We start from the raw sequence: 12988 nt of genomic DNA, 5'->3' as shown, positions 1-12988 counted from the left end.
TAGAAGCCCCTGGGAGAATGATGAACATGAAAAAGACATTCGCTGTTCAATATGTTTGAGGGGCTTATAGGGTTAAAGTTCCATCGAAAATAAAAAATAACTTAACTTTTTTATTTAATATTAAAGTTTCAACGGGATAGCTCGCTGATTACTTTAAAAGCGTTTCTATTTTGTCGCTAATGTCTTCTGGTTTTGTGGTTGGCGCAAAGCGAGCGACCACTTCTCCCTGACGATTAACTAAGAATTTAGTGAAATTCCACTTAATCCGTTCTGTGCCCAATAGGCCCGGCGCTGCTTTTTTAAGATACTGATATAAAGGGTGAGTATGCTCACCGTTTACCTCGATTTTTGAAAATAGGGGAAAACTCACGCCAAAGTTGAGTTCACAAAAGCTTTGGATGCCTTTCTCATCGGCTTTTTCTTGGGCACCAAACTGATTGCATGGGAAGCCTAAAACCACAAATCCTTGTGCTTTATATTTTTGATAAAGCGCCTCTAAGCCTTTGTACTGTGGTGTAAAACCGCACTCACTGGCTGTATTTACAATTAAAATTACCTTGCCTTGATATTGTGCCAGTGCCGTTGGATTGCCTTGAATGTCGTTTGCGCTGTGGCTATAGATAGTCGATGTCATCATTACCTCCTTAGGTGTGATGATTAGCATAAATAATAGTTAAGTTGTTATCAATCAATTTGTGCGCAATTTATTTTGTGTGTTTGCCAATCTTCTTCAATATCAATATAGTTACGCTAATTTTTATCTCAGCAGAAGGGCGTTTATGTGACTGAACATGAAGCCGAATACGAAACAAACACACAGGCCGATGTCGGGCAGGTTGTTCAGCAACTCACTGAAGTTGAAGGTGAAGAACAGGCTGAAGTGTTCAGTGAAATCTTAAATGAAGCAGAGCCTGGTACTATTGCATTAGCACTGGAGTCTTTACCCTTAGACGAGCGTTACGAGCGTTGGCAACAGGTTGAGTTTAGCGACCGTGTGACAGTGCTGAGTTTAATGCGCGCCGATCCGCGTATGGGTATCCTAAAGCAGATGCCCGACAATGAGGTGGATCTGCTATTCGCGCAGCTCAGTCCTGAGGATTTGATTGAGTGGAGTGATTATCTCCCCGAAAGTTTTACCGACCGCGCCTTGGCGCAGATGGGTGAACGTCAGCGGCAGCGTTTCGAGTTATATGACCAATATTCGGAAAACGAAATTGGTCGTTATACCGATCATCAAATGTTAGTGCTCAGCGATAAGGCGACTGTGGCTCAGGCGCAGCGGTTTTTCAGGCGAATTGAACTCGACTGTAACGACAACTTATTTATCGTCGATGAGGCGGATAAATACCTAGGTACGGTCAGACGTTATGATATTTTCAAGCATGATCCCTCTGAGCCGCTGATTTCACTGTTATCGGAAGACAGTCGTGCATTAACTGCGGATACGACGCTACTCGATGCCGCCGAGGCGATAGAACATAGCCGCGAAATTGAGTTACCTGTGATCGATGAGGCCGGGGAGCTGATTGGCCGTGTCACCCTGAGGGCTGCGACTGCCTTAGTGCGTGAACATTACGAAGCGCAATTAATGGCGACCGCGGGTATGGATGAGTCCGACGACTTATTCGCCCCGATCATCAAAGGTGCGCAGCGCCGCGCCGTGTGGTTAGGGATTAACTTACTCACCGCATTTTTGGCCTCGGCAACCATTGGATTGTTTGAAAACGTCTTATCTCAAGTGGTTGCACTTGCGGTACTTATGCCGATAGTGGCGTCCATGGGCGGGATTGCGGGGAGTCAGTCGCTCACCTTGATGATCCGCGGTATGGCGATGGGGCAGATCTCTGCGGGTAACTTATTCTCGTTAATGAAGAATGAGTTAGGGATTGGTTTAGTCAATGGCACTCTGTGGGCGATTGTTATTGGATTGGTGGCGGGCTGGTGGTTTGCCGACAGCACCATAGGCATAGTGATAGGTTGTGCGATTTTAATCAATATGGCGGTCGCGGCTTTAGCTGGGGTGATCGTGCCTATGGTCTTGCAGCGATTTAACCAAGATGCGGCGCTCTCTGGCTCGGTGATTTTAACCACTGTGACCGATGTGGTGGGCTTTTTCACTTTCCTCGGTATGGCGACGATACTTTATCTTTAAGTGGATTTAGGTTGTTTAACTCATTTGTATGAATCAAAACGATATTCAATTTGTTCTTTGTCAAAACGCGGCCGAATTAGCGGCTGCGGCGGCATTAATTGACCTGCGTGATGACAACGCGCATCCCCTCGACCATCAGGCTTTTGCTCTGTCCCGCGCCGTGATATTGGCGAAGACTCTCGAAGGCGAGATAGTCGGCTGCGCAGCGATTAAGGCCGGTTCTGGCCCAGTAGGGGAACTCGGTTATCTGGTGGTCTCGCCTTTATATCGCCGCCGAGGCATCGCCCAAGGGCTTACCCTTATGCGGATTGAAGTGGCTAAAGCACAGGGAATCGCCCTGTTATATGCCACTATTCGAGATGAAAACAACGCCAGCAGAGTGAATTTACTCAAGGCCGGATTTCACTTTTGGCGTAACTATTTAAGCATTAGAGGAACGGGGAATACCGTGGGTTGGTATTACTTAACCTTATGTGATGAGATTGATATTGAAGGAACGATGCAAACCTTAGTGGGAAATCGTATACCAGTACCTTAATGTGTAAAAATTGTTTTATTTAGGTTTTACTGATGTTTATTGCAGGTTTTTATTTGGTTTTAAATTCAAAAATATCGGCACCAAAATTCTAAATATGCAGATTTTCTTTTTTTATTCGGTATGATCCGCGCTATTACCCACAGTCATTATTGAGGTGTTTTTATGGCTAAATTCAGAGTAGCAAGTGTCTTATTATTGAGTGCAGCCGCGCTGCAAGTGAATGCGTCAGAATTTAATCTTGGCTTAAACAACGATGTGGTTTCTACTGAGTTAGAGCTGCAAGTGAATAAAGATACTAATGCAGTATTAGGATATATTTATTCAGACGATAGCGGTCATATTGCTCAAGGTGCAATGCACATGACCCACGATGCGGGAGTGCATCATTTTGAAGTGGGCGCTAAGTTAAGCCAATTATGGGCAGACGATGCGCCAAATGGCAGTACTGTATCAGTGGGCGGTCGTTATGCCTTAGCGTTAGGGCCAAATATCTCTGTGCATGCCGCCGCTTACTATGCGCCATCGGTATTGTCTTTCGGTAATGTCGATGGTCAATACGAGTTGGATTCTAAGGTGCAATACAATATCAACCCCAATATGGCGCTTTATGTGGGTTACCGTAAGATTGCCTTTGAATACGATAATGCCCGTGATTTCACCTTCGAAGATGGCGTTTATATCGGCGGTAAATTCCGCTTCTAAATCTCGCCTTTATTGAGTGGCCTACACTGCGGCCACTTCGATTTCAAAGCCGGCCAAGGTTAACTTCGCCGGCTTTTCCATTTGGCTTTCAGTTCACTGTAGCTTGGCAGGATGGAGGAAAAAATCACCAGCCCAATGCCAGTACAGACCACAATGCTTAAGTGTTCATCTAAAAACCACCAACCAAACAACGCGGCAAAAATAAGGCCTGTGTATTCCACTGGTGCCATTTGGCTCGCATCTGCTCGTCGATAGGCATGGATAATCAGGTAGGTCATGCCGATATAAAACACGCCTAAGGTTAAGCCGACTTGAGCGACGGGGAGATTAAAATCTGCGCCCTCGTACCAAGTTGCCGGTATCAGAAAAACCATCGCAAAGGCATTAGACCAAAAGAGTGTTGAAAAGGGATGCTCGTGGGTTGAGTATGCCTTCAAAATCAAGCTGTTTGTTGCCGAAGTCATGGCCCCAAAAAAGGCTAAGCCAATGTAGAGATTAAATTCGGTTGGTTGGCTTATCAGTAATATGCCCGTAAAACCAATGATGCCTGCTACTGTTCGGCGATAGCCTATACGCTCATGTAAAAAGAACGCAGACAATAACAGCAGTAATAATGGCGAGGTATAAATGACTGCGGTGACTGTTGCGAGTGGCAGATGCAATACAGCTAGCATAAAGATAGCATTGCCTAAACCAATTAATAGCGCTCGGCTTAAGTGCACTTTGTAAAAGGGACTTAACTTGAGATTGCCCTGTAAACGCCAGACAAAGGGCAGTACCAAAAGTGTGGCAAATAATTGCCGGTAAAGTACAAGTTGAAACACTGGCGTATTAGTTTCAAGCAACTTAACCAATAGGTTACCGCTGGCTATCAACAATTGTGCCGCTAAAATCATCAATAAAGGTGCCATAGGTATCCATGTTAACGACTGATATTGAGGCTAAAGTGTGGTTCTATAAGTTAACGACTAAAATATCATCATAAGGCATCCAATTGCCGACTAATTTAGTCTAATCAATTGTAAAAAATAAAATGTAGTCATAAAGTTAACACTCTAAATTGATTTTCTGCGTGGAACTAAACGCGGGTATATAAACCAAGATACCAATGAGCAAAACTAACGTGCATAATTTCTGGTGCTTTTTGTTGCTGTTTTGGACATTTAGTCCATTTGCCCTTAGCGCTGAAATTGCGTTGGACTCCCCTTATTTATTCCATGCAGAAGATAACCAGCTCCCGCCTGCCGATTTTAATGAGGTAACTCAATGGATGAGCCTACTCAAAGAAGCTAGCTCTGTGAGTCTGGCTGGTGGCGACTATTGGATGGTGTCTCCAGTGATGGTTAATAGCCGTCAAACTCGTTGGGTAGTCGATGCCAGTAATTCTATTGTTGAATCGGTCGATTATTGGTTACTTGGTAGTGATGGCTCAGTGCAAACGGCCCACAGTGGTTACTATGCACCCTATGAATTTTTATTCGATTACGGTCGCAAGGTTCAACTGAATATTGGGACTGATTATTGGTTGGTGACTCGACTGAGTAGCCGCTATTATTCCTCCGCCCCGGAGCTGGCTTTAACGTCAGAAGAGGTGCATCAGTTAACCAACGACCGTGTGGCCATGGCGATACTGATTTGTTTAGGGGGATTACTGTTTATCGCTTTATATAATATACTGATTTATATCTCTATTTTTGATAAAGCCTTCTTATATTATGGCCTTTATGTATTGGCCTATTTTGGAGGTTGGGCATTAACATTCCATTTACCCGCTCACTTGTTTAACTATCATCAATTAGAACTACATCATCTGTTTTTTATCAGTTTGCCGATATTTAATATTATGTTCTACAAGCACTTTTTACAGTTGCCTAGCTATTCGCCCCGATTGTGGCGACTGAGCCAGTACTTATTGGTTGCGTGTATTTTAGCCTTGCCAACTAGTATTTGGTTATTGCCCTATACCGCGATTATTGCCTCAGTCTTAATCATGCTGTGGATTGCGTTGGCGATCACCTGTGGCAATGTGTGTTTGATGAAAGGCTTTGCCCCAGCGCGCTATTTCATCATGGCCTTTAGTTGTTTGCTGTTGCCTGCGGTGATTATTTTACCGGGCAATATGGGGATTACTCCTGATTTTATTGAGCATGCTGAATTTGCTACTTTGCTCGGCGGCACTGTAGATGCCTTACTGTTATCTCTTGCCTTGGCTAATAAACTTAAACTCCTTTCTGAAGAACGTAAGGCGCATATCGAAGAGTTAGGGATCGCTTGGGAAAAAGCAAGGCTTGATGGCTTAACGCGAGTCGGTAACCGTTATGCCTTTGATGAGTTTATGAATTCTCAATTGGCCTTTTCCAATAAGGTGGTTAACCCTATGGCGTTGGTGCTGCTGAATGTCGACAATCTTAAGATGGTGAACGATACCTTGGGACATCAAGAAGGTGATCGTTTGCTACAAAGACTTGTGCAGTTTTTGCAAGCGACCAATATTGCTCAACTCAAAATCTACCGTATTAGTGGCGATGAGTTTGTCGTTATTCTGCCTGCGAGTAGCGTGACAAATTTAGTGAATAGTTTGCGAGAATTAACTGCGCAAGTCGTCGCTGAAGGCTTAAAGGATTGTCATTTTAGTTTTGGCATCGCGATGAATACCGACGTAGCCGAACCCCATGAGTGGCTGCGCTGTGCAGATAGTAGTTTGTATCAGTCGAGGATGGAAAAACGGCGTCAGGAATATGCCGATAGCCGCGTGGGTGAGATCGCTTCCTTTTAAGCTTGAGAACAACTTATAAAACAAATAGAAAGGGCTGCACAATGCAGCCCTTTGGCATTTAGGCGAAGTCTTTTTCGCCTTTGATAATGGCCGGATAACCGCAGATGGCTTTAGCGGTATGCATGCCCGCCATGGTAGCGGCCTCGACACAACCGGCATTGAGGCCGGTTTTAATCCAGTCACCCGTCATATACAGATTGTCGATACCTGTGCCATCGGTAGTGATCCGATATTGTGAGCTGCCTTTAACCGACAACACATAACGTTCCGAAGGATCCACATTGGCGCGCCAATATTGGCTATCGAATCGCGCTTCGCCTTGGCGGTTTTGTTCATCATGTAACCATTCCCAGGGGAAACTATCGCCAACATGTTGCCACAGCTTATGAATTTCCATATTGAGCTGATTGATGGCGCCAGCCTTGGCTTCGGCGGTTTTGCGCTGTTGGAAACCGATATCCGTACGTGGTGGATAGGCATCTACGGGCAACGCCGAGCAGAAATAACTGGCATTTTTGGGCTCAAGGCCGCGCCAGTCTTCTTTATCGAGCAATTGATCCATTGATGCCCATGTATCGAAGGGCTCGGTAAAGCCTGATAAGACAGGCTGCTCGCCATTCTCAGAATAATTGGGCCAACCAATACCATTAAGATCTTGATTCATCCAAAGTTGATAGGCTTGGGTCGCGACGGTCTGCACTTTATCGACACAGGTTTTGAGCGCCGGACTCTGCGCCATGACTTCGCTAGCGACATGGGGGACCGAACCAAGAGACAGACCAAAAATCACTTTGTCGAAGTCCACGCCTTTTTGTAGACGTTTTTTCGGTAGTGCTTGGCCAAATTGCGCCTCGTACAGGTTGTCCCAATCGCTCCAGAAGTGTTCAAGATTAATATCATGGGCTTTTAGCAATGCGGCTTGCTCAGGCTCGAGCTGATCGTAATTTGGGGTACTGGGCCAGCAGGCTAAGCCTTTCACATCAACGAGTGGATTGTAGTCTTTAACCGATGGTGCCAAAGTGACTTGCTCAGTGATTTCAATCGCTTGAATGCTGTTATTGCGACATTCTAAATTATCGACTCGATTGAAAAAGTGGAAATTAACCCCGCGCCGTTTCAGCACTTCATAGTAGGGGGTAAAGACCACATCTCCCATGCCGGCTTGCATTTTCCACATAATCCCGCCTTGATAACACAGGGCGATACGCAGCATGGAGCGAATAATGGTGCCCGCTTCGACATTCGGTTTGTCAAAGTTGCCTTTTTCGTAGGCAAATACCAGATCATAAAAACCGCGTACTGGCGCGCTGTCGACCGTGTATTTTTGACTCGCACCGTGTTTGATTAACCATTCGCGGTAATCGTAGTCGTTGATGGCATCGAAACCCTTTTCAAACACATCATCGGCAAACATCCCTTTTAAGATGGTTAAGCCTAAGTCGACGGCAATATACAGATGGCGCAACTCGTCGTTAGTGTCTAAATGGTCGCTAAAGCGTTTAACTAGCCTTTGGTGCAGGGCATCGACGGCGGACTCGACCAAACCATCATCACTCTCGCTGTGGACATGCTCATCGCATTCACGGCCAATCATTTGATTAAAATGGCATTCGAGCTTGTCACCCAGGGCGTCGAGGGATTCCATCGCATCTTCAACCGAATCCTCTAACTTATCCTTAAGCTGTTCAAACCAGCTGATATCGAGCCAGTTTTTCGGTGTCGCCATGGCTTTTTCATCGGCCTCCAGCAGGGAGTCCATGTCCTTTAGCCATTCTTTTATCCAAGCAAAGGCGGCCTTAACTACCTTCCAGAAGGTTAAAGTTTCGGTACCATCTCCAGGGATCCCTGGGAGTGTTGGAAAGGTGATTGGCCAGCTAACGGAGCGACCATTAATTTCCTCCTGTAGCACAATAAAGTTATGGGGTTTAAAGGCATCGAAGAAGGTGGCCAGCGGTGCTTCGGGCGGGCGGTTTAATTCTTCATAGGCTTTACGCATCAAGGCGCAGGCATTTTGATAAAAACCAAACCAGATATGCAGGCCATGCTCTTCAATCCGTTGCCCCATCGCGGCATTGCGGCCACTTGCGCCCTTGCCGCCGATTCGCCAGCCTAATTGATAGACATCAATCTCATATTGGTTCTGCCAGCCGGGTCTGTCGGTGAGATAACAGGCGGCGGTCATGGCGGCGACACCTCCGCCGAGAATGGCAATTTTTTGTTTTTTGATTTCAGAGTTATCGACCAGCACTTCGCCCGGCGGTACTTCAAAATCAAAGTTCACATGGTAGGGCAGTAATACATGCTGCTCGCCGACCTCGACGCCTAGGGTCTCTTTGAGTGGGAAGCTAGCGTTATCAAAAATAGTGGCGACAAAGTCATTTTCCAACAGGGCGACACTGTGCACTTTGTTGACCTGTGCGGGCGATGCAGTAATCGCCTGATAAACCGCTTTTTGCCCTGAAGCATCCGGAAACTGCTTTAAAAACACTTGGTCAATGGCTGGTTTGAACAGCAAATGAAATAGTTGCTCCTCACCTAGCTTATCCAGCTCTGGAATAAAATCCGTTTGTTCTTTAAAGAGTTGCCAGGTTTGAGCTATGGCTTCTAGCGTGGTGAGCTGCGCCTCGGGCTTAGCATTGCAATTCACCTCAATCAGCGGGTGCATGGCAAGTTCAGTGTCAGGACTAAAGTGTAAGAAGCTCTTTGTTGCCAAGGAGAGGCGAGTTAATGGCTCACCGACCGCGGGCATAGTGTATTCACACAAATACTTGGGATAACCGAACAACTCGCGGCCATTGATCAGGGCCATCGCATCATTCACCCAAATGTGCAGCGGCTGAAAATACACATGGCTGATGGATGCGCTGTTGCTATTGTCTTGGCGACCGACCATGACCCAAGTGATGATGTCGGTTTCTTGGATCCAACCCTTGGCCCTATCGGTCGGCTCTTCTGAATAGGCTTTCTCGATTTGTGTAAAGGTTGTCAGTACAAAGGGCGACAGCACTTTAAAGTACATGACGCTTCCTGCCACTTGATTAAGGGTTTTATCGATAGAACGCTGTAAGTTGGCGAGTTTTCCCTTGAGAAAAAAACCGTACATATCGGCTTTATTCAACACTAAGGGGGAGTGCATTAACATACTGCCTGGGGGATAGATAAAATCGGGGCGTTGTTTTTCCATGGGATCATCCTTTAAACCCGTAAAGATGTGTAAGGTAGTTTTGCCGACTAAGGCATGAGTAAACCCTAAAGAGCATAGGGCAAATCAGCTTATTAGCCTATTGATTTTACAATTGAATTAAAACAGAAGGGATAGAGGATAACTTAGTTTAATTAGCAAGTTGGAGGTTATCCAACTTGCTCGGATTTGACTGCTTATAAAGCTCGAATTTGCTCAGGCAAACGGGTCGTAGTTCAGTTACTTCGATTTATGCTGATAGAAATCCACCTCTGCATCATCTGAATAACGGCGCTTAGTATCCCTGCGACGTTGTTTTACGCGTTTGTTTTTTTGCTTACCTTTGACGTTATCGCCCCATGGCGCATCATCGTCGTCAAATTCATAGGAGTGTGACATGGTCAAAATTCCAAAAATACCTGTGCCATTCTCAGCACCCGATCTTTTTACCCAAAGGTGAGATTAAGCTAAAGCGAAATATTTAATCACTGATGGTGAAAAGTTTTGTCCAAGAAGGGGCGATACGTCTCTGTGGAATTGCGTTGGCGATTTTACCCCGCGCCGTAGGGTTTATCTTGATGATTATTAAATGAATAAGTGAAAAAGCGCATTCATATTGGGTGGAGGTAAAAAGAATGGCACTCAGAATATGAGTGCCAAGTTCTGATAAAAAATAAGGAGTTAGTGCTACTGCTTGTGTTGCATACGCGCCACAAACATTCCATCTGTGTTGGCTTCGAAGGGCCACACGGTCAACATTTCTGTTTGTTCGCCTGTAAAGGGGTGGCGGATCGGCACTAGGTTGAACTCGGGATGTTGTTGTAAAAAGGCGGAAACTACTTGCTCATTTTCAACCGGTGACAGTGAGCAAGTGGCGTAGACTAAGCTTCCGCCCCGTTTTACCGCCTTACTGCTGCGGCTTAATATATCCAGTTGCAGTGCTGCTTTATCTGTGACGGCATCGAGGCTGTCGAGCCAGCGCATATCTGGGTTACGGCGCCACGTGCCCGTGCAGCTACAGGGTGCGTCGACTAATACCCCGTCAAAATGGTTGGCGTCGACCGGCAGTGCATCACTGCGCCAGCGAGCAATGCTGATGCCGCCAAACTTTGCCCGTTGGGCGCGTTTGCTGAGTTCTTCTAAGGCGTGGGCGCGAATATCCGACGAGACTATGCTGCCCAAAAATGGATTGTGCTTAGCCGTGGCCGTTTGCATCAGTGCGCGCAATTGCAGGGTTTTTCCACCTGCGCCGCTGCAGGCATCCCACCAATGTTGCCAAGGCTCTGGTGCACAAATTTGACCTATCACTTGCGAAGCTAAATCCTGGATCTCAATTTTGCCCTCTTTATAGAGTGATATTTCATTGAGATTCATGCTCTTAGTGCCAAGATTTATGGCATCTTCAAAATAGGGGCTGAGACTCGCATCAATCTCTAGCGCTTGTAGTTGCTTAACAGCTATTTGGCTGTTGATTCCCTGTGCACGTCCCCAAATCGGTGGCCGGCTAGACATGGCTTCGATGAGATTTGGGCGCAGCTCTGGGGCAATTGGGCAGACCTGCCAAAACCATTCAGGCAATAAATCCGCGAATTCGAAGGACACTTCGGGAAATTGGCGCCGTACTAGTGCCAATTTATCTGTTAAGCTATTAACGCTAAGGGATTGAAGCTGTTGATAATCAACCGGCGATTGGGCGAGCTCATGCCAGGCTTGGGCGATATCTTGCCATGGATGGGCTTCGATTAGGGCGCTCGCGCTGAGCATGGCAAAAAATTGTGGCGCCTGTTGATGATCGGCCGTGGCTTTAAACCAGCCCCACCAACGGAACAGGCTAAATAAGGATTCGCGGATGACTTTGCGATCCTTCGAGCCGTGCTTTTTATGTTCCCTAAAGTAGTTCGCGAGCACTCGGTCGGCGGGTTGCTTGGTATTTAAAATCTCATCGAACAATAACTTAATGGTATTGGCATAGCTCATCGCGCGTTTTTGCGCGGGCGTTTGCGGTTCGATATTAAATGCAGAGTGAATAGTGGTAGATGATAAGCCGTTTGGATTGCCCATAAAGTTAGCCTGAAAAGTGGCTCGACCGAGTGATGTCCATCCAATGTGATGAATATGGCCAAGCAAATCAATAAGTGGCGCAGAGTGTAGCAGTTTTGCGCATCGCTAGCAGTAAAAAAGCCCCAATGCAGAGTTGGGGCTTGATGGGGAAAACGAATGCGCGAGAGGATAGGATGACCTACTTAGTCACCATCTTCTGGATTTGTTTAGCACGCTCTTCGTCACTCAAGACCGAAGGCGGAGGTGTGACTATGCCTTTTTGACAGGCGGGGCGCAGGGCTAACTCATCTAACCAACGTTGTAAGTGAGTGAGTCCTTCCATGTTGATGCCGCTCCATTCATGGATGCGCACCCATGGCCAAGTCGCGATATCGGCAATGGTGTACTCATCACCGGCCAGATACTGATGCTTGGCTAACTGGGTGTTCATTACTTCAAACAAACGTCGGCCTTCTTTTTGATAACGTTCAATGGCCGCGGGGATTTTTTCGGGGAAGTAACGGTAAAACACGTTAGCTTGACCCATCATCGGGCCAACACCGCTCATTTGGAACATGAGCCACTGAATGACCTGTGAGCGCTTTTTAGGATCGGCTGGTAAGAACTTACCTGTTTTTTCCGCCAGATACAGAAGAATTGCGCCGGACTCGAACACCACAAAGTCCTCGTTATCTCGGTCGATAATGGCTGGAATACGGCCATTAGGGTTAATGGCGAGAAACTCAGGTTGTTTCTGTTCGTTAGTGTTGAAATCTAACTTATGCACTCGATAGTCGAGACCCATTTCTTCAAGCGCGATGGAAATTTTAAAACCGTTCGGGGTCGCGGCGGTATATAAATCAATCATAGTTATCCCTTAAGTCTTAACTGGTTAATGCTTAACTTGGGTGCCCAATAGGGCATCGCTGCTAGTTTTTTGGGGTAAGCGACACTATCGCGGGGCGCTGGGCCACTGTCGCAAACCAAGCTTGAATATGGGGCAGAGTGTCATCCACCAGAATATCTAAGTTTTTAATAAAGCTAATAAAAACGTATGCAGAAATATCGGCAATCGTAAAGTTATCGCTCGCTACATAGCTTGATTTGGCTAATTGTTGGTCTAAGGTCGGCAGGAAGTCAATGACCCGTTGGCGTGATTCTGCGCCCCAGGCTTCGACACAATTTTCTCTATCTTTATAGATACCCGTTAGGTTTCTAAAGGCTTGAAAGCCGACCATCAGACCTTGTAATTCAATGATACGTTGCCACATTTCTACTTTGGCACGCTCTAGCGGGCTGTTACCAAATAGTGACGTTTCACTGGGATGGATTTCTTCTAAATAGCGGCAAATAGCCACGGATTCACATAGGTAGCTACCATCATCGAGTTCGAGCAGTGGAATGCGTCCGTTTAAGCTTTTGGCTTTAAATTCAGGGCTGAGATTTTCACCGCCGCGAATATCAACATTCACACGTGGGATATCGATGCCTTTTTCGGCGAGGAAAATACTCACGCGTCTTGCGCTTGGCGTAGGGGCTAATTCATAAAGCTTCATGCTCTTTCCTTCTGTTAATCTTTAAGTTTGGCTAAATAGAGCT

Annotated in this window: 11 protein-coding genes; 4 read left to right on the top strand and 7 right to left on the bottom strand. The window is 46.2% G+C overall.

Annotated elements, in window-relative coordinates; all coding sequences use genetic code 11:
• Positions 1 to 148 precede the first annotated feature (148 nt).
• Positions 149 to 634: a glutathione peroxidase gene (locus tag JM642_RS13690; RefSeq protein ID WP_037425797.1), complete on the bottom strand. Its 486-nt coding sequence runs from the start codon at positions 632 to 634 to the stop codon at positions 149 to 151.
• A 147-nt stretch (positions 635 to 781) separates the two neighbouring features.
• Between JM642_RS13690 and JM642_RS13685 the strand changes: the two genes are divergently transcribed.
• The 3 genes from JM642_RS13685 (at position 782) to JM642_RS13675 (ending at position 3392) form a co-directional block, all read left to right on the top strand.
• Entirely contained in the window at positions 782 to 2152 is a 1371-nt protein-coding gene (locus JM642_RS13685; protein WP_088585845.1) for a magnesium transporter, read from the top strand.
• Between the two features lie 28 nt (positions 2153 to 2180).
• On the top strand, positions 2181 to 2690 hold the full coding sequence (locus tag JM642_RS13680; protein WP_203431989.1) for a GNAT family N-acetyltransferase: 510 nt from the start codon (positions 2181 to 2183) through the stop codon (positions 2688 to 2690).
• A gap of 162 nt (positions 2691 to 2852) precedes the next feature.
• On the top strand, positions 2853 to 3392 hold the full coding sequence (locus tag JM642_RS13675; RefSeq protein WP_203431988.1) for a YfaZ family protein: 540 nt from the start codon (positions 2853 to 2855) through the stop codon (positions 3390 to 3392).
• Positions 3393 to 3451: 59 nt separating this feature from the next.
• Here the strand turns inward: JM642_RS13675 and JM642_RS13670 are convergent, their stop codons facing one another.
• Positions 3452 to 4303: a DMT family transporter gene (locus JM642_RS13670; RefSeq protein ID WP_203431987.1), complete on the bottom strand. Its 852-nt coding sequence runs from the start codon at positions 4301 to 4303 to the stop codon at positions 3452 to 3454.
• 197 nt (positions 4304 to 4500) lie between these two features.
• On the opposite strand from JM642_RS13670, the gene JM642_RS13665 reads away from it, so the two are divergent.
• Entirely contained in the window at positions 4501 to 6168 is a 1668-nt protein-coding gene (locus JM642_RS13665; RefSeq protein ID WP_203431986.1) for a diguanylate cyclase, read from the top strand.
• A 58-nt stretch (positions 6169 to 6226) separates the two neighbouring features.
• Here JM642_RS13665 and JM642_RS13660 read toward each other — a convergent pair whose 3' ends face one another.
• From JM642_RS13660 to JM642_RS13640, 5 genes are all read right to left on the bottom strand, one after another.
• Positions 6227 to 9352, bottom strand: coding sequence for an NAD(P)-binding protein (locus JM642_RS13660; protein WP_203431985.1), 3126 nt, complete (start codon positions 9350 to 9352; stop codon positions 6227 to 6229).
• Positions 9353 to 9589: 237 nt separating this feature from the next.
• Complete coding sequence (locus JM642_RS13655) at positions 9590 to 9748, bottom strand: hypothetical protein (RefSeq protein ID WP_011626757.1); 159 nt, start codon at positions 9746 to 9748, stop codon at positions 9590 to 9592.
• 288 nt (positions 9749 to 10036) lie between these two features.
• Complete coding sequence (locus JM642_RS13650) at positions 10037 to 11410, bottom strand: RsmB/NOP family class I SAM-dependent RNA methyltransferase (protein WP_203431984.1); 1374 nt, start codon at positions 11408 to 11410, stop codon at positions 10037 to 10039.
• A 178-nt stretch (positions 11411 to 11588) separates the two neighbouring features.
• Positions 11589 to 12257: a glutathione binding-like protein gene (locus tag JM642_RS13645; protein ID WP_037416621.1), complete on the bottom strand. Its 669-nt coding sequence runs from the start codon at positions 12255 to 12257 to the stop codon at positions 11589 to 11591.
• A 61-nt stretch (positions 12258 to 12318) separates the two neighbouring features.
• Positions 12319 to 12945 carry a glutathione S-transferase gene (locus JM642_RS13640; RefSeq protein ID WP_203431983.1) on the bottom strand — a complete coding sequence of 209 codons (627 nt, stop codon included), beginning with the start codon at positions 12943 to 12945 and terminating at the stop codon, positions 12319 to 12321.
• Positions 12946 to 12988: the final 43 nt, after the last annotated feature.

The organism is Shewanella sp. LZH-2 (genome assembly GCF_016859145.1).
Taxonomy (GTDB): domain Bacteria; phylum Pseudomonadota; class Gammaproteobacteria; order Enterobacterales; family Shewanellaceae; genus Shewanella; species Shewanella xiamenensis.
Note: the sequence above shows the minus strand (reverse complement) of the source record. Positions and strands in the feature narration are given on the sequence as shown.

Coding starts and splice junctions, on each gene's coding strand:
- JM642_RS13690 (WP_037425797.1), bottom strand. CDS start 634: ATGACATCGACTATCTATAGCCACAGCGCAAACGACATTCAAGGCAAT.
- JM642_RS13680 (WP_203431989.1), top strand. CDS start 2,181: ATGAATCAAAACGATATTCAATTTGTTCTTTGTCAAAACGCGGCCGAA.
- JM642_RS13675 (WP_203431988.1), top strand. CDS start 2,853: ATGGCTAAATTCAGAGTAGCAAGTGTCTTATTATTGAGTGCAGCCGCG.
- JM642_RS13670 (WP_203431987.1), bottom strand. CDS start 4,303: ATGGCACCTTTATTGATGATTTTAGCGGCACAATTGTTGATAGCCAGC.
- JM642_RS13665 (WP_203431986.1), top strand. CDS start 4,501: ATGAGCAAAACTAACGTGCATAATTTCTGGTGCTTTTTGTTGCTGTTT.
- JM642_RS13660 (WP_203431985.1), bottom strand. CDS start 9,352: ATGGAAAAACAACGCCCCGATTTTATCTATCCCCCAGGCAGTATGTTA.
- JM642_RS13655 (WP_011626757.1), bottom strand. CDS start 9,748: ATGTCACACTCCTATGAATTTGACGACGATGATGCGCCATGGGGCGAT.
- JM642_RS13650 (WP_203431984.1), bottom strand. CDS start 11,410: ATGGGCAATCCAAACGGCTTATCATCTACCACTATTCACTCTGCATTT.
- JM642_RS13645 (WP_037416621.1), bottom strand. CDS start 12,257: ATGATTGATTTATATACCGCCGCGACCCCGAACGGTTTTAAAATTTCC.
- JM642_RS13640 (WP_203431983.1), bottom strand. CDS start 12,945: ATGAAGCTTTATGAATTAGCCCCTACGCCAAGCGCAAGACGCGTGAGT.